Source organism: Clostridium estertheticum (genome assembly GCF_018861295.1).
GTDB lineage: Bacteria > Bacillota > Clostridia > Clostridiales > Clostridiaceae > Clostridium_AD > Clostridium_AD estertheticum_D.
Genome location: NZ_JAHLDM010000020.1, coordinates 69,683 through 87,304, shown reverse-complemented (window position 1 = coordinate 87,304; position 17,622 = coordinate 69,683). Strand labels below are relative to the sequence as shown.

The following is a 17,622-nucleotide window of genomic DNA, read 5'->3' as shown; positions in this document are numbered from 1 at the left end:
ATTAGTATGGCATATTTGTCATACTAATGCTATACATATCATGTTCATTCAATGGTTGTCATTCATATGATATGTAATTCGCTTAGATTTAAAAATTCACGGAAGATGAAACACTTAACGAGCTGTTTAAGTTTTCAAAGAAAGTATTAGGAGGAGAAAAATGAAGTTTAAAATTGGGAATACATACTATGGTTTTAAGTTAATTGAGGAAAAAAATATAGAAGAGTTAAATTCAGTAACAAGAGTATTTGAGCATGTGAAAAGTGGAGCAAGATTACTTCATATAGAAAATGATGATGATAATAAGGTTTTTTCTATAGGATTTAGAACACCACCTAAAAATAATAATGGTCTGCCACATATATTAGAACATTCAGTACTTTGTGGCTCTAGAAAGTTTCCTACAAAGGAGCCTTTTGTCGAATTAATAAAGGGGTCTTTAAATACATTTCTAAATGCTATGACTTTTTCTGATAAAACAATATATCCTTTAGCGAGTAAGAATGAAAAAGATTTTGTTAATCTTATGGATGTGTATTTGGATGCTGTTTTTTATCCGAATCTATACTCTAAGCCGGAAATATTAATGCAAGAGGGTTGGCATTATGAATTAGAAAACAAGGAAGATAAACTAACATACAAAGGTGTAGTTTATAATGAGATGAAAGGCGCATTCTCATCTCCGGAAGGGTCTCTTATGCGTAAAATCCAAGAATCCTTATTTCCGGACACTTCTTATGGCGTGGAATCTGGAGGAGATCCAGAATTTATACCAGATTTAACGCAGGAGGAATTTATAGAGTTCCATAAAAAATATTATCATCCATCAAATAGTTATATATTCTTATATGGCGATGGAAATATTGAAGAGCAATTACAATTCATAAGTGAGAAATATTTAAACAATTTCGATAGAATTCAGATTGACTCAGCGATTAAGCTACAAAAACCATTTAGTAAAATGGAAGAAGTTAAGATGGATTATCCTATTTCTTGTGATGATGAGGAGGAAGGAAAAACATTCTTAAGTTTAAATTTTGTGTCAGGAGACAATATTAGTCAGCCAGAAATGCATTTAGCTCTTGAAATTCTAGAATACTTATTATTAGAAAGTGCTGCAGCGCCTTTGAAGAAAGCACTTGTGGATGCAGAGATTGGTAAAGATGTATTTGGAAGTTTTGACAATAGTATATTACAACCTGTGTTCAGTATAGTAGTAAAAAATTCTAATGAAAGTGAAAAAGAAAAATTCAAGAAAGTTGTATTTACGACTTTAAAGAATTTAGTTAAAGAGGGAATAGACAAAAAACTAATAGAAGCATGTATAAATATTACTGAATTCAAATTACGCGAAGCTGATTTAGGTGGTTTTCCAAAAGGCTTATTTTATTATATAACTAGTATGGATAGTTGGCTTTATGATAAGGACCCAACTATGCATTTAGAATATGAAAGTTATTTAAGTAAAATAAAAGCTGCACTAACTACAAATTACTTTGAAAAACTTATAGAAAAGTATCTTATTAATAATACACATAGTTCTATGGTTATTTTGAATGGTAAAAAAGGCCTTGCAGAGAAAAAGTCTAAGGTAACAGAGGAAAAACTAGAAAAGTACAAAGCAAGTCTCTCAGAAAAGCAAGTAGAAGAAATTGTGAAGAGTACAAAAGATCTTAAAGAAAGACAAATGACACCAGATCCCGTGGAAGTTCTTGAAACTATTCCTTTACTTGAACTCTCAGATATTGAAAAAAAGGTAGAACATTTACCTTTAAAGATAAATGATGAACATGGAGTGAAAGTCTTATCTCATAATATTTTTACTAATAAAATTGCTTATATAAATATATTATTTGATGCTAAAAAAGTAGATGTAGAGTTAATACCTTATGTAACATTATTATCAACTATTTTAGGAAGAGTAAGTACGCAAAATACCAATTACTCTGATTTATCTAATGAAGTTAATATTCATACAGGTGGTATTCATTTTACTACAGATGTATATGGTGAAAATGAAAATTTTGAAAAATACAATCCTAAGTTAGTAGTAAAAAGTAAAGCGTTAATCTCGAGTATTCCTAAATTATTTGATATTATTGCAGAAATAATTAGTCTTACTAAATTTGATGAAAAGAAGCGTTTGAAGGAGTTAATTCAACAATTAAAATCAAGGTATGAAATGAAGATTCTTGATAGAGGCCATATGGTAGCAGCTGGAAGGATTACTTCCTACTTTTCGCCAGCCTCAGCTTATATAGAAAAAACTACAGGAATATCATTTTATAAATTTTTAAATGAAATTGAAATAGATTTTGATAATAAAGTAGATGAGATTATAAAAAATTTAAATAAGGTTTCAAAGATTATATTTAATAAAAATAATCTCATAATAAGTGTTACAGGAGAAAAAGATATATATACCGCATTTGAAAAGGAGTTACCTAAGGTTATAAGTATCTTAGGAGATGAAAAATTACCAGATGCTAAGTATGATTTTGTTTTGAGTAAAGATAATGAAGGATTACTGACTTCATCGGATGTTCAGTATGTAGCTAAAGGCTATAATTTCATTAAGAAAGGTTATGCTTATTCAGGTAAGATGTTAGTACTTAAGACAATAGCAAGTCTAGATTATTTATGGAACAGAGTTCGTGTGCAAGGTGGAGCATATGGCGGATTTGCAAACATTGCTAGAAGTGGTAACATAGTATTTGTGTCTTATAGAGATCCAAATGTCAAAGAAACTTTAAAAGCATACGACGGAATATGTGAGTATATAGAAAACTTTGAAGCATCAGATAGGGAAATGACCAAATACATTATAGGTACAATTAGTGATCTTGATTCACCATTAACACCTTCTATGAAGGGTGAGCGTGCTACTGCATATTATATAAGGGGTATCACGCAGGAGCAAAGACAAAAGGAGCGAGAAGAGGTATTAAGTACAAATGCCGATGATATTAAGTCTTTTAAAACATTGCTCTCTGATATTATAAAGGAAGATTGTTTTTGTGTACTCGGAAATGAAACAAAAATTAAAGATAATAAAGAGATATTTGCTAATTTAGTAAATGTATTTAAATAAGGTGCCTTTTGGCACCTTTTTTTCAAAGAAAGGTGCCACCCACGAGGTAAGTGGCATCTTTTCTTAAAAGGAGGATATACATGGCGATTAAGACGCTTTTCACATATAACTACGGTGGCGAAAAAAGGAAAGATATAGAAGCTTTTGGGTATGATATAAAGGTGATTTCAGAGGAAAATCTAATTTATAATGAAGAGCTTGCTGATATAGAAGTTTTAGTTTGTTATGATCCTTTTAAGACTCTTGATATAAGAAAAATGAAGAAACTAAAATGGATTCAATTATCGAGCATTGGAATTGACCAATTGCCAGTAGAGTATGTTAAAAAGAGTTCTATTATAATTACAAATAATAAAGGTGGATACAGTATTCCTATGGGAGAGTGGATTGTTTTAAAAACCCTTGAGATGCTAAAAAACAGTAAAAAATTATATAAAAATCAAGTCGATAGAAAATGGAAAATGGATACAAGTCTCCTTGAGCTATATGGTAAAACTATAGGATTTATAGGGACAGGTACAATAGCTAATGAAGCGGCTAAGCGATTTCAAGGTTTTGGAGTAACTGTATTTGGCGTAAATACAAGTGGACATGATGCTGAATATTTTGATAGATGTTATGCTATGGATGAACTCCGTGAAATGCTTAAATTATGTGATGTTGTTGTAGTAACCGTGCCGTATACTAAATCCACATATCATTTAATTAATGAGGATATATTTAGTTCGATGAAAGATGGAACTTTTTTTATAAATGTAGCTAGAGGAAATATTGTAGACGAACATTTTCTAATTAAAAGCCTAAAGAATGGTAAACTAGCGGGTGCTGCAATAGATGTATATGAAGAGGAACCTTTAAAAGACAATAGTGAGCTTTGGGAATTAGATAATATTATACTAACTTCACATAATTCATGGATTTCACAGATGAGAAATGAGCGAAGGTTTGAGACTATATATGAAAATATGAAAAGATATATAATTAACGATAAACTTGTAAATATTGTAAATTTAAAAAGGGGATATTAGATTATATAAATATTTAGATGCCACTTGCCATGTGGGTGGCACCAATAGGAGGAAACAATTATGAAAGCAGAAATATTAGCAGTAGGTACAGAGATATTACTAGGAGATATAGTAAACACAAATGCACAATATATTGCTAAGAGATTAGCGGATCTGGGAATATCAGTATACCATCAATCGGTAGTTGGAGATAATCCAGAAAGACTTTTAGAAGCATATAGATTAGCTTTTAGTAGAGCTGATTTAGTTATAACTACTGGCGGCCTTGGACCTACAAAGGATGATTTAACTAAGGAGGTAGCTTTTGAGTATTTTGGAAAGAAAAGTGTGGTTCACAAGGCTTCTTTGAAAATTATTGAGGACTATTTTAAAAAGTCTAATAGACCAATGGTAGAAAGTAATAAGAAACAGGCGTATTTTCCAGTGGATGCAGTAATACTTCCTAACAATAATGGTACAGCACCAGGATGTATAATAGAAGAAAATGAAAAGATAGTTGCACTTTTACCTGGACCACCTTGGGAAATGAAACTTATGTTTGAGGAGAGTGTAGTGCCATATCTTGAAAAGTTTCAGCAAGGTGTATTAGTTTCAAAGGTACTAAGAGTTATTGGTGTAGGTGAGGGCAGCGCAGCAGAAATGATAGGAGATATATTGGAAACGCAAACTAATCCCACCGTTGCACCTTATGCTAAAGAAGGAGAAGTAACCTTTAGAATTACATCAAAGGCTAATACTTACGATGAAGGCATAAAGCTTATGGAGCCTATGGAAGCTAAAATACGTAGCAGACTTGGTAATGATAACATTTATGGAGAAGGCGAGGTAACTTTAGAAAGTGTACTTTGCGAAATGTTAGTTAATAAAAAGCTAACTATAGCAACAGCTGAGTCTTGCACAGGTGGAATGGTTGCAGCAGCGCTTATAAGTTACCCTGGAATATCATCTGTGTTTATGGAGGGGGCAGTAACTTATACTAATGATGCTAAAATTAATAGATTAGGAGTTAAAAAAGAAACCTTAGATAAGTATGGTGCAGTAAGTAGTGAAGTTGCAGCAGAAATGGCGTTAGGGATAGCAAAAACTGCGGGTACTAGTATTGGAATATCAACTACTGGAATTGCAGGGCCTGGTGGTGGAAGTGATGAAAAACCTGTAGGTCTTGTATATGTAGGCTTATACATTAATGGTCAAGTTAAAACCAAGATGCTTAAATTGTTAGGTGATAGGCAAAAAGTTCGCGTGAGAGCGACTAAGCAGTTGCTAGACTGGGTTCGGAGGGAGTTATTATAATATAATTGATTTTATATTATGGATAATAAAAAGGTATAGAAGTAAAAAAACAGGTATTTACACCTGTTTTTTTACGTCTAGATTACAATTATATTGAAATATATGTTATTTTTATTAATATATATAGTTTATTTAGTAACAGGCGGAATGAAAACTTTTGTTGCGAGTTCGTTATCAAGCATATAAATACTTGTTGGGTCATCGTTAATTCTTCCAAGTTTTTTTATAAGACCGTTGAAAGTAGCTTCTTCTTCCACTTGCTCATCAATAAACCACTTAAGCAAGCTTATAGTTGCATGTTCTCTTTCATCTGTTGCAATGTCTGTGAGATTATAAATTTTGCTTGTTACAATTTTCTCATGTGAATATGCAATTTTAAAAGCATCAATGAGAGATTTATAATCGTTTTGAGGATTAGGCATCCCTTCTAGAGTTACACGTCCATTCATTTCATTTATATAGTTATAAAATTTCATAGCATGGAATTTCTCTTCCTCGGCTTGTACTTTAAAGAAATTAGAAAATCCGTCAAAATCCTCAGCAGCACAATAAGCTGCCATAGCTAAATAAAGGTGTGCAGAGTAAAATTCAAAATTCATTTGTTTGTTTAGTTCAGTGAACAATCTTTCGCTTATCATAATAATCCTCCTAGTATTTCGAGGGTAGTATAAAATAATGATCATACCCTTAGAAATGTTAATTAGTAATAGTAAATATTATTGTTTAAATGGTAATAATCATTTTTAATTAATTATAAATATTAAACAATATCTATATTATACACCATATATTTTCTTGTAGACAATAATTATATAATATATAGTAATAATTTAAGGTAATAATTTCTCCAAATCTATAATGCCTGCACCTTGCATATATTTTGGGAAGTTTATTAAATTTGAGGATATCTTTAGTAATGCTAGTGTATCTTTGAAACATAAATCCTTATTGTTTTCATAGAGGAGAGCGCATATACCACTTACAAAGGCAGCAGAGCAGGAAGTTCCTGTGTAGGTTGTATATAGATTATCAATGCCATGCGGATAAAGTTTTATACCATTTTTTTCAGAGATGAATTGTGTGTCGGATATCAAAGAACAAATATCAACGCAGGCAGCAATTAAATTTGGTTTATCGAGTTTATGAAAAGGGCCACATGACGAATACTCATATATGATAGGGGTTTTAACGCTATCATAACCACCTACAGTTATACAGTTATTAAGCGTAGCTATGCCGCGGATTGAACTCTTAACATTTTTATTGCTTCCACTAGGTACTATTACCACAAGACCTTTTGATACTGCTAAATCGAAAAGTTTCGCGAACAAAGAAAGCACAAATTCATTAGTTTCTAGAGTTTCAAAAGGGAGACAAATGATTTTAATATTGAAGTCGTTACTTTCATTAATTAGAGTTTCAAGTGAAAATAAAACATCCGATATAAACCCCTTACCTAGCTTATCGAATGCCTTAATAACATAAAGATGACTATTTTTTGCGACGCCTTTGTACATGCCTTTTGAAGCATAACCACTAGCGCAAATAAGTCCACTCATAAAGGTGCCGTGACCATTATCATCATAAGGATAGTTTAAATTATTAACTACATCTATAAATTTTTTAATCTTATTATTAGGATTTAGTAGGTCATAATGCGGATACACACCGCTATCAATTATTCCAACGCCGATACCGTTTCCGGTTAAGTTGTAATTACTTTGGAAGGAAACACCATTAGACGCTAGGACACTACTGCCACATAAATACGCATAGCAATCAAAGGTTATATATGTTACCTGCGGATATTCGAGCATCCTATCTATAACACTTGAGGTCAAAATAGCACAAATGCAATTTATAGAGGAAATATGACGTAGAATATCGCATTTTAGTGATTTTATCTTATTAACGGTCTTGTTTTCAAGAGATTTACAATGTATTATTACCCTATAGTTGTCATATAGGTTATTTAACAAAGCGTGTTTGAGAGATGGATCCAACTTGTTTTTGAAGGAAAACATGCATGCCTCCTAATGTATTGTTGCACTGTTATAGTATATGCAAACTTTTAAGATATGTTAATAAAAAAGAAAAGTATTATTAACAAGGATGTAAAAAGCCAATAAAATTATAAAAAAATAAAAAGGGTGTATTACCCTTTCCACTTAAATATTATTATGCCTAAAATCATTATGCCAACGCCTAAAAATTTAGAAGAGCCAAATCTAAGCTGGGTAGCTCCAAATAATCCAAATCTATCAATTATACCAGCAGCGAGTAGTTGAGCGACTAATATAATTGCAATAGAACAAGTTGGCCCCATTTTTGTAATGCCGAGCATTACAGAAAATATAATTATGGCACCTAAGACTCCCCCAAGCAAATAAAATTTATTTACATCTTTTATTGCTTTGAAATTACCATTTCCGGCTATAAGAAGTACTATTAAAGTCAAAATTAAACCAGTAAATTGGACAAAAGCATTAGTTTCCCATAATCCAATTTTTTCACTTACTCTTGTATTAAAAACACCTTGAAGGCTCATACAGATACCTGCGATTACAGAAAATATTATGCCCAATTACAATCACACTCCTTTAAGATAGCTTACCCAGAATGTTTTGTAATATTAAAATATTTTAGTATCCATTATCTTGTCTTTCATGGTTAATCTTGTTTTTATAAAAATATCCATTTTCAATATCTTCTTCAGAAAAACCTAGACTTTGACCTAAACTTAAAAAGTCATTAAAGATACTCAAATAGTTATCTAAGGAAGAAGAAATTGCAAAATCTGATATTGTTATATATAAATTTAAAAATTGCTCAGACAATTCGCAGGTTATATTTTTCATGCTGAAGGTAATATCCTGAAAATTTTTCTCAAGTCCTAAGCTTAAAATAAAGTGGAGGCAATCAATGTATTCTTCAAGAATTATATCTTTACTTGATGACGCTTTTGTACTCCAAAATTTAAAACAACGAGTTTCATTTGCGAGTTCACCGAGCTCTACTTGAAGGGAAAGTATTTTTTTGTTAAACAAGGGTGTGCCTTCAAGATGATGCTGCGTTTCAATTCTATGGTCTAAAGTATTTTGCATCTGAAATAATTTATGTAAGTTCATATTTTTTAACCACCATTTCATCATTATTATTTATAGGTTTCCAAAGCTCTATAGCATTAATTGTTATAGTTCTTGAAAAATTTTCATCTTTAGCTAAGTTACAAGCTGCTAGATATTCGTTATTAGACCATTCTCTATCCGCGAAAGTTGTATTAGCAAGTGAAATATGTAAATTCCAATTTTCAATATGTTCTCTAACAGCAAAGCCTTGTGTATTTAATGTAGAATTTATATTTTTAGATAACTCATATATAGTACCTTTGTTATCAATATTTAAGTTTACAGATTTAAAGGGAGGGTCAAAACATATTACACCATTTAATTTAACTTCAAATTTAGTATAATCTTTAAGAATCTTTTTTAAAGAAACATCTAAATCACAAAGACTAGGATTAGTTATTATTTCTAAAGTTATATGAAGTTTCGGCAAATTTGTATCAGGCCTATACAGATTATATTTGTTGCAAAGTGATTTTTGCATAGATTCCATATATTCATAGGAAATTTCATCAAATAAGCCAACTAAGTAATAAATCATCTTTATCCTCCTTAAACCTATAACGTATTTTTATGGTTTTTAGTATTTTCTTAGTTCATAAGTTTTAACTAACATTTCTTTTTTATTACTTACTTGTTTCCACAATTCTAGTCTAGAAACCTTTACAAATTTTAAAAAGTCATCTTTAGCTAAGGTTGCATCAATAGAAATGGTTCCTACATTGTATGATTTTTTAATAATATGATTGGCGTTAGCTATTAAAATACGCAAATCAATAATATCATCATCAGTTTTAACGTTAAAACCATGTAAAGCTAAAGTGTCTGTAATATTTCTTGCTATACGAAAAATGTAGCCTTTATCTTCGACTTTAAGATTAACTTGACTTGAATTATCAGTTAATTCAATGCTATTGTTTATACCCACCTTAAAGTGTTTATAAGGAGCCAAAATTTTAGAAATAACTACATCTAATTTGTCTACATCAGGATTTGTAATAGTACTCACATTTATATAAAGGCTAGGGGAGCTTTTGTATAGTTTATATTTTCTACAAATATCCCTTTGAATATTCTGAACTATAGAATTTGATAAATCATCAAATAGTGCAACTAAAAAATATTTCATTTTTGTCCTCCAAGTGAAATTAATAACCAAGATTGGTTAATATTATTTTGATTAAATTATAAGTTTATTATAACATAATTTTTGTTCTTTGTATTTTTTGTGTAAATTTATGTAATCAACATTATTTTGATTTTGTTAAGATACATAAGCATATATATAAAGTTTTTATTAGTTGAATAAATTATATTAATAATACTAATAATAGATTTGTACTAAATAAAGGGAGGCGTTTTTTATGGAGCATAACAATAGTATAGGTTGTGTAGTAAGTGAATGTGAATATCATTGTAAAGATGACAATTTTTGTACTTTAAACAAAATTGATGTCGTAAAACATGAAAGTGTTGCTAAAACACCAGAATGTACAGATTGCGGTAGTTTTAAGACAATGAAATAATATAAGAATCACCCGTATTTTTTACGGGTGATTTTTATATTATATAAGTAGAAATTATAAATATTGTGTTAAACATAACAATATTATTTCACATTTTTAAAATAAGTGCTAGAATATAATATAGATATGGTATAATTGAGTTGTATGTATAAAAATAAAAATACTTAATATATAAGGTATAGTGAGGATGATACAAATATGGATAAATTGGTAATTAACGGGGGTCGACGTATCCTTGGTCAAGTGGAAATAAGTGGTGCAAAAAATGCAGCAGTAGCAATTTTACCAATAGCTATAATAGCAAGTAAGGGTAAATGTATCATTGAAAATATTCCGGATATAGAAGACGTAAATTGTATTGAAAGAATATTGGAAAATCTAGGCTGCGAAATTAAAAGAGAAAAAGATTCAGTTACAATAGATAGCACAAGTATAATTAGCATAAATGCTAATACAGAAGATGTAAGGAAAATGAGAGCATCATATTATTTGATTGGTGCGCTTTTAGCTAGGTTTAAAAAGGCTAGAGTAGAACTTCCAGGAGGGTGTCCAATAGGGGCTAGACCAATAGACCAACATATAAAAGGTTTTGAGGCACTCGGGGCAACGGTGACTATTGAGAATGGTGCTGTAAATGTTCAGGCTGACAGGTTAATCGGAACTAGTATTTATTTTGATGTTGTTACTGTAGGGGCAACGATAAATGTAATGACAGCCGCAACGCTTGCAGAAGGTACAACTATTTTAGAAAATTCTGCAAAAGAACCACATGTTGTTGATGTAGCTAACTTTTTAAATTCTATGGGAGCTAATATTAAAGGTGCAGGTACAGATGTTATAAGGATTATAGGGGTTGAGGAATTAACAGGATGTAACTATAGTGTAATCCCAGATCAGATTGAAGCAGGTACCTTTATGATAGCAGCAGCTGCTTGTGGTGGAGAGGTAACTATAAATAATGTTATACCAAAACATCTTGAATCAATTTCTGCAAAACTCATTGAAATGGGGGCAGAGGTAATTGAAGGTGGAGATAGTGTTACGGTCAAGGCCGAAGGAAGACTTAAGGCTGTAAATATTAAGACACTACCTTATCCAGGATTTCCAACAGATGTGCAACAACCAATGAATGCATTGCTTTGTATTTCAGAGGGAAGAAGTATAATAAATGAAAGTATCTATGAATCTAGATTTAAACAAGTGGATGAATTAAAAAAAATGGGTGCTGATATAAATGTTGAAGGAACTGTTGCTACAGTTGATGGTGTAATCAAACTTAAAGGAACTGTAGTAGTGGCATCAGATCTAAGAGCGGGAGCAGCTTTAGTTATTGCAGGGCTTATAGCAGAAGGTACTACAGAAATTCTAGGTATAGAACATATTGATAGAGGATACCCAAATATAGAAGAAAAATTTAGAAATATAGGTGCAGACATAAAGAGAGTTACTATATAACAATTTTAAATTAAAGGAGATAATTATGATTTTTTGTCCATTATATAGTGGAAGTAGTGGAAATAGTATATTTGTAGCGTCACAAAATACAAAAATTTTAGTGGATGCGGGTATGCCGGGAAAAAGCATTGAAGGCGCGCTTAAATATATAAATCAAAACCCTAATGATCTCGATGGTATTTTTATTACTCATGAACACTCTGACCACATAAAGGGTGCTGGTATTGTTTCAAGAAGATATAATATACCGATTTACGCAAATGAAGACACTTGGAAAGCTATGGAGAGCAAGATAGGGAATATAAAAGAAGATAATATAAGAATTATAAATAATAATTCTGTGGATATAATGGATATGCATATAACAAATTATAAATTATCACATGATGCAGCAGCACCTATAGGATATGCTTTATATACCGAAAAAAAGAAAGCCTGTATAGCTACCGATTTAGGTTATTTTTCCGAGGAAGTAAAGAATATAATAAAAGATGCTGATGTGGTTTTACTCGAGAGTAACCACGATGTAGAAATGGTGAAATTTGGACCATATCCATATTCATTAAAAAGAAGAATATTAAGTGATGTAGGTCATTTATCTAATGATGCATGTGGCCAAGCCATAGTGGATATTATGAATAATAAATACAAACATATCATTTTAGGTCACTTAAGTAAAACAAATAATTTTCCGGATTTAGCTTATCAAACAGTAGTTAATATTCTTAAAGAAAACAATATTGAAATAGGTAAGGATATTTCTTTGAATTTAGCTAAGAGAGATATGCCAAGTAATTTAATTGAATTTTAAGAAAAATAAATATTACTACCTCAGTAGATTCAATACTTTAGTGAATTATTAAAGGAGAGGTCAAATATGAAAAAAGCAATCAAAATATTAGTATGTTCTGTTCTAGTTGCGTCAACAATGGCATTTTCAGGCTGTGAAGAAAAAGATGAGAAAAGCGTCACCAATAAAGAAAAACTTGAAAATCTAAAACTACCTCTAGAAAAGGATGGCTTTATTCAATTGGGTATTTATTTTGATGGTACTAAAGATGGATCTACAGTGAAAGTAGTTAAAGATGAGAGAATTGTTAATAAGGAAGAGCTCATTGGTGAGACTATAATTCAGGAACTTATAAAAGGACCTACTGTAAAAAGTGAGTTGAAACCAGTACTTCCTAAAGAAACTAGACTACTTAGTTTTTCAATTAAAGATAATATTGCCTATGTAAATTTAAGCAAAGAAGCTAAAATAAATATGTCAGAGGCGAAAGAAAAAAGTTGCCTTCAAAGTATAGCGGCATCATTAACTCAATTGTCGTCTATAAAAAAAATCAAACTGACACTTGAGAATAATGATATCGATACTATAGGTGGAAATTTTGATGTATCTAAGCCTTTTAGTAAAGAAGGATTAACGCTATTAAAGAAATAAATAGTAAAAAAACGCACAAATATATTAATTTGTGAAGTATTTATTATAATAAAGAGATATAATAAATATATTATGATTTGAAGGAGAATAGAGGATGAGTTTATATAAAGAATGGACAGATATGGTGGTTGATTATGTTAAACGTAGGGGAGAAGCTGCGTTTTGGCATGACTATGGCGAAATTGAAAGACGTATTTATACTAAATTATTAGCAAACCATACAGATAAGGTTGAGGGTACGATGGAAGAACTTGCTAAACAATTTGAAGTATCTAACATATATTTTATGGGGTTTACTGATGGAATAAATGATAGTCTTTTAGAACCTGTACAATTAGAAAAAACTGAAAGTGACACAAAAGTTAATTTCAAAGTAGATTTTGAAAAACTTTATTTTAATATGTTGGATGCAAAAGCAGATTATTTATATGAACTTCCACAATGGGAAGGGATTTTTTCAAAGGAAAAGAGAAAAGAAATTCAAAGGTCATATAGAGATTCTAAAATGGTAGTTAATAATGATAAAGTTGGAAGAAATGATGCATGTCCTTGTGGAAGCGGAAAGAAATATAAGAAATGTTGTGGAAAATAATTTAGTTTAATGACATTTCAGAAGGAAAGTCTCCAATTTCTATAAGTGTGAGTTACACACCCTAACAAATAGAAAACTTCAGTGGGAGTATACATCTCCTTCTGAAGTCGTCAATGCATCTTCTTCGAAGCTGTTGCAGCTCCGCAGGAGATGATTTAATTATATAAAAAATTAATTACAGTAATAAACTTTGCTTTTGTGGCAAGGTTTATTACTTTTTGAAGTTTTATTTTTTAGGGCTTGTTATTTTCAATCATCGGAGTAATATTATGACTATATTGGCCAGAAAGGAGTTTTTTTTGTATGAATACGCAATGAAAATTTTTGAAAAGAAAGTGTACGAAAAGTTTAATTTTGATGAAAAAGATTATTTTGAAATATTTTTATTAAAATAAGTGTAATTGCTATGGATTCGTTGTGAATTGAATAAAGGGGTAGGTATTAGGGTTAAAACGCATATAGAGGGATTAGGAAAGTATATAGGGGGATAAAAAAATGAATGTTATTGAAATTAAGAATTTGACTAAAAGTTATGGCACATCAAGAGGAATTACAGATGTGAGTTTTAATGTTAAGCAGGGTGAAATTTTGGGATTTATCGGGCCTAATGGGGCAGGGAAATCAACAACAATAAGAACTTTATTATCTCTTGTTTATCCAACTAGTGGTAGTGCTACAATTTTTGGAAAGGACTGTATAGAATTTGGTCCTGAGATAAGAAAGGAGATAGGATACCTGCCATCAGAAATTTTTTATTATGACAATATGAAGGTTATAGACTTATTAAAGTATTCAGCTAGTTTTTACAAGAAAGATTGTAGCAAAAGAATTATAGAACTAGCTGGAATAATGGATCTTGATCTTAATAAGAAAATAGATGATTTATCTTTTGGAAATAAAAAGAAAGTTGGTATTGTTCAAGGGCTACTACATTCACCTAAACTTATAATACTTGATGAACCTACTAGTGGACTTGACCCACTTATGCAACAAAAGTTTTTTGAACTACTTGAAGAGGAAAATAAAAAGGGTGCGACAATATTACTTTCTTCTCATATTTTAAGTGAAGTCCAGAGGTTATGTGATCGTGTTGCAATTATTAAAGAGGGTAAAATAATAAAGCTTGATAAGATTAGTACACTACAGGAAAATAATCATAAAAAATTTAAAATTGAGATGAAATCGAAAACAGATGATAATCACTTTAAGATCAGCGGCGTGAGCAATTTAGAGATAAATGGTAGTATAGTAAGTTTTATATTTAGCGGTAATATTAATTTTATTATGAAAAAGATTTCTGAAGTTGAAATAAAAAACATTTGGATTGAAGAACCAGACCTTGAAGAAATCTTTATGCACTATTATGAAAAGGAGGACTAAAAGATATGAATATGTTTCTTCATGAATTGAAGGCTTATAGAAAATCGACTATTATATGGACTGTTTCTTTAATAACTCTTGTTGTTCTTTTTCTTGCAATGTTTCCTTCTTTTTCAAAGGAAGCCGATGCTTTTAAAGAAGTTATGAAAGGATTTCCAGAGCCGGTAAGAAAAGCGATGGGGTTCTCTGTAGATAGCATGTCTTCTGTTTTAGCCTTTTATTCCTACATGTTTTTATATACAACACTTTGTGGTACCATTCAAGCTATGAATTTAGGAACCTCTATTGTATCAAAGGAAGTTCGTAATAAAACAGCAGATTTTCTTTTAACTAAACCTGTTACTCGAAGGGCGATAATGACATCAAAGCTTTTGGCATCTTTAAGTTGCCTTGTAATTACGAATGTAGTTTACCTTGTGGCCTCTAGTATTATGGTGTCACTTGTAGCAACAGAAAAATACAGTTATAAAATATTTTTTATGATTTCTATTACATTATTTTTTATTCAGCTAATGTTTCTTGCTTTAGGAATTATAATTTCTGTTTTAATTCCTAAAAGTAAATCAGTACTACCTATCTCTCTTGGGACTGTCTTTGCGTTTTTTATTATTGGTATGTTTGAAGCGACGTTAGGCGATAACACTATGAGGTATATAACACCATTTAAGTATTTTGACTCAACATACATTTTGAAAAATTCTAGTTATGAAATCTCATTTATAATAGTAGGGATAGTATTTATTGCTTTCGCAATTATTTGCAGTTATCTTATATATTCTAAAAAAGATGTTCATGCTGCTTAGAGGTTGTAAAAAATTATAGTTATTGATAGTTAATTAGGATTATTAACAGGAGGTTATTTTATGAATGTGTTTATTATAGAAATGAAGGCTCATAGAAAGGCACTTATCATATGGGCGGTTGGTATAATATTTATGGTTGTAGGTGGTATGGGAAAATATGTTGCATTATCATCTTCTGGTCAGTCCATGAATAATTTATTTGCTCAAATGCCAAAATCTATGCAGACACTATTTGGTATAGGTAGCTTTGACTTGTCAAAGGCTAGTGGCTATTATGGAATGCTATTTTTATACTTAGCGCTTATGGCAACTATTCATGCGGCTATGCTTGGTTCTAATATAATTTCAAAGGAAGAAAGTGATAAAACCGCAGAGTTTTTATTTTCAAAACCTATTTCAAGAAATGAAGTCATAACAGCAAAATTAGCAGCAGCACTTATGAATATTTTAATATTTAATGCTATTACTTTAGTTTCTTCAATCGTAGTAGTGGGTAAATATAGCAAGGGTGAACATATAAGTGCTGAAATAGTAACCTTAATGGGTGGAATGTTTATTTTGCAGCTCATATTTATGTTTATTGGAACTGCTATAGCTGCAGTATGTAAAAAGCCTAAAACAGCTACATCCATATCTACAGCAGTTCTTTTAATAACATATATACTATCCATGGTAATAGATTTAAATGGTAAGCTCAAAAATCTTAAATATTTAACACCATTTAAATATTATGAAGCTAAGGATTTAATATTAGGTAGTGGTTTTCAATTGAGTTTTGTAATATTATCAGCTATAATTGTTTTAGTAATGTTAAAAATCACATATGTATTTTATAAAAAGAGAGATTTAAGTATATAGTAATAGTGTTAATATATTGGTTGTAACATGGGGTTTTGCCCCATGTTATTTCTTTTTAATAGTCAAGTTTGATATATGCTATGCAATAGTATATTATATGTATGACAATTGGAATATAAGTAAATTAAAGGAGATTTAAAATGAGCATAACTATAATATGTGTAGGGAAAATAAAAGAAAAATACCTAAGAAGTGCTATAGATGAATACACAAAAAGATTATCTAGATATTGTAAACTTAATATAATTGAGTTAAGTGATGAAAAAACGCCAGATAATGCTTCTGAAAAAGAAGAGACATTAATAAAAGTAAAAGAAGGAGAGGTTATACTTAAGAATATAAAGGATAATATGTTTGTTATTGCTCTAGAATTAAGGGGAAATATGGTATCCTCAGAGGAATTTTCAAATTACATAATGGATTTAGGAGTAAGAGGCATTAGTAATATAGTTTTTGTAATTGGCGGATCATTAGGTTTGTCTAAAGGTGTTTTAGAAAGGTCCAATTATAAATTATGTTTTTCGAAGATGACTTTCCCACATCAGCTATTTAGAGTTATGCTACTTGAACAGATTTATAGAGGATTTAGAATAATAAGTGGGGAACCGTATCATAAGTAGAGTGGTTTTTTAATATAAAGTCTAATGTATAAGGGTTTGCGGTGTTAGAAATAAATTGGTGTATTTTGAGTTAATAGGTTGCTTTTTAAATTTACACATTTGAATTAATAAATATGTCTTCTTATTAGAATAATGTTAATGGGGATGTATTTTTTTATTTTACAAAACTATTATAATAATTAATTAGGTTTGAAAAATCGCAAATATTGTATATAGATGTAAATAATGATAGAATAAGTATATAACACCTAAAAGAGCATATAGTTTAAAGACACCTAATATGAAGTAAAATCATATTGGGTGTCTTTAATAGTGTAAAAACCTCACCGGCTAATCATATGGTGAGCAGTGCATAAGTAAATGCAGTTTTTAATGTAAAGCTTTACGCATGGGTAAATAGTAAACAAACA

At 30.4% G+C, this 17,622-nt stretch carries 18 protein-coding genes; 12 read left to right on the top strand and 6 right to left on the bottom strand.

The features are described 5' to 3' along the window. The first annotated feature begins 160 nt into the window (after nucleotides 1-160). The 3 genes from KPL54_RS17915 to KPL54_RS17905 all read left to right on the top strand — a co-directional run bounded on the left by KPL54_RS17915 (nucleotide 161) and on the right by KPL54_RS17905 (nucleotide 5,412). Nucleotides 161-3,091 (top strand): insulinase family protein, encoded by a 2,931-nt coding sequence (locus KPL54_RS17915; RefSeq protein ID WP_216107858.1) that lies wholly within the window; start codon nucleotides 161-163, stop codon nucleotides 3,089-3,091. 80 nt (nucleotides 3,092-3,171) lie between these two features. After that, entirely contained in the window at nucleotides 3,172-4,119 is a 948-nt protein-coding gene (locus KPL54_RS17910) for a phosphoglycerate dehydrogenase (protein ID WP_216107857.1), read from the top strand. 60 nt (nucleotides 4,120-4,179) lie between these two features. Beyond that, entirely contained in the window at nucleotides 4,180-5,412 is a 1,233-nt protein-coding gene (locus KPL54_RS17905; protein ID WP_216107856.1) for a competence/damage-inducible protein A, read from the top strand. 128 nt (nucleotides 5,413-5,540) lie between these two features. On the opposite strand, the gene KPL54_RS17900 is transcribed toward KPL54_RS17905, so the two are convergent. The 6 genes from KPL54_RS17900 to KPL54_RS17875 form a co-directional block, all read right to left on the bottom strand. Beyond that, entirely contained in the window at nucleotides 5,541-6,050 is a 510-nt protein-coding gene (locus tag KPL54_RS17900; RefSeq protein WP_216107855.1) for a ferritin, read from the bottom strand. 192 nt (nucleotides 6,051-6,242) lie between these two features. After that, on the bottom strand, nucleotides 6,243-7,436 hold the full coding sequence (locus KPL54_RS17895; protein ID WP_216107854.1) for a S8 family serine peptidase: 1,194 nt from the start codon (nucleotides 7,434-7,436) through the stop codon (nucleotides 6,243-6,245). A 131-nt stretch (nucleotides 7,437-7,567) separates the two neighbouring features. Then, nucleotides 7,568-7,996 (bottom strand): DMT family transporter, encoded by a 429-nt coding sequence (locus KPL54_RS17890; RefSeq protein ID WP_268038624.1) that lies wholly within the window; start codon nucleotides 7,994-7,996, stop codon nucleotides 7,568-7,570. A 58-nt stretch (nucleotides 7,997-8,054) separates the two neighbouring features. Then, nucleotides 8,055-8,540 (bottom strand): dUTP diphosphatase, encoded by a 486-nt coding sequence (locus KPL54_RS17885; RefSeq protein WP_216107853.1) that lies wholly within the window; start codon nucleotides 8,538-8,540, stop codon nucleotides 8,055-8,057. After that, nucleotides 8,527-9,078 (bottom strand): 2'-5' RNA ligase family protein, encoded by a 552-nt coding sequence (locus KPL54_RS17880; RefSeq protein WP_216107852.1) that lies wholly within the window; start codon nucleotides 9,076-9,078, stop codon nucleotides 8,527-8,529. The genes KPL54_RS17885 and KPL54_RS17880 overlap by 14 nt, the downstream gene beginning before the upstream one ends. Before the next feature lie 39 nt (nucleotides 9,079-9,117). After that, nucleotides 9,118-9,666, bottom strand: coding sequence for a hypothetical protein (locus tag KPL54_RS17875; protein ID WP_216107851.1), 549 nt, complete (start codon nucleotides 9,664-9,666; stop codon nucleotides 9,118-9,120). A gap of 235 nt (nucleotides 9,667-9,901) precedes the next feature. On the opposite strand from KPL54_RS17875, the gene KPL54_RS17870 reads away from it, so the two are divergent. The 9 genes from KPL54_RS17870 (at nucleotide 9,902) to rlmH (ending at nucleotide 17,212) form a co-directional block, all read left to right on the top strand. Beyond that, nucleotides 9,902-10,063, top strand: a complete 162-nt coding sequence (locus tag KPL54_RS17870; protein ID WP_216107850.1) for a DUF1540 domain-containing protein — start codon at nucleotides 9,902-9,904, stop codon at nucleotides 10,061-10,063. A 198-nt stretch (nucleotides 10,064-10,261) separates the two neighbouring features. Continuing rightward, the gene (locus KPL54_RS17865; protein ID WP_216107849.1) at nucleotides 10,262-11,518 is read left to right on the top strand and encodes a UDP-N-acetylglucosamine 1-carboxyvinyltransferase; all 1,257 of its coding nucleotides are present in this window, start codon (nucleotides 10,262-10,264) and stop codon (nucleotides 11,516-11,518) included. Between the two features lie 25 nt (nucleotides 11,519-11,543). After that, nucleotides 11,544-12,329, top strand: a complete 786-nt coding sequence (locus KPL54_RS17860; protein WP_216107848.1) for an MBL fold metallo-hydrolase — start codon at nucleotides 11,544-11,546, stop codon at nucleotides 12,327-12,329. A 66-nt stretch (nucleotides 12,330-12,395) separates the two neighbouring features. Then, nucleotides 12,396-12,959, top strand: coding sequence for a GerMN domain-containing protein (locus KPL54_RS17855; protein ID WP_216107847.1), 564 nt, complete (start codon nucleotides 12,396-12,398; stop codon nucleotides 12,957-12,959). A 94-nt stretch (nucleotides 12,960-13,053) separates the two neighbouring features. Further along, complete coding sequence (locus KPL54_RS17850; protein ID WP_216107846.1) at nucleotides 13,054-13,551, top strand: SEC-C metal-binding domain-containing protein; 498 nt, start codon at nucleotides 13,054-13,056, stop codon at nucleotides 13,549-13,551. 495 nt (nucleotides 13,552-14,046) lie between these two features. Then, on the top strand, nucleotides 14,047-14,931 hold the full coding sequence (locus KPL54_RS17845) for an ABC transporter ATP-binding protein (protein WP_216107845.1): 885 nt from the start codon (nucleotides 14,047-14,049) through the stop codon (nucleotides 14,929-14,931). Between the two features lie 5 nt (nucleotides 14,932-14,936). Beyond that, nucleotides 14,937-15,734 (top strand): ABC transporter permease subunit, encoded by a 798-nt coding sequence (locus KPL54_RS17840; RefSeq protein ID WP_216107844.1) that lies wholly within the window; start codon nucleotides 14,937-14,939, stop codon nucleotides 15,732-15,734. A 60-nt stretch (nucleotides 15,735-15,794) separates the two neighbouring features. Then, nucleotides 15,795-16,592 carry an ABC transporter permease subunit gene (locus KPL54_RS17835; RefSeq protein WP_216107843.1) on the top strand — a complete coding sequence of 266 codons (798 nt, stop codon included), beginning with the start codon at nucleotides 15,795-15,797 and terminating at the stop codon, nucleotides 16,590-16,592. Nucleotides 16,593-16,732: 140 nt separating this feature from the next. Then, entirely contained in the window at nucleotides 16,733-17,212 is a 480-nt protein-coding gene (rlmH, locus tag KPL54_RS17830; protein WP_216107842.1) for a 23S rRNA (pseudouridine(1915)-N(3))-methyltransferase RlmH, read from the top strand. The last annotated feature ends 410 nt before the right edge of the window (nucleotides 17,213-17,622 follow it).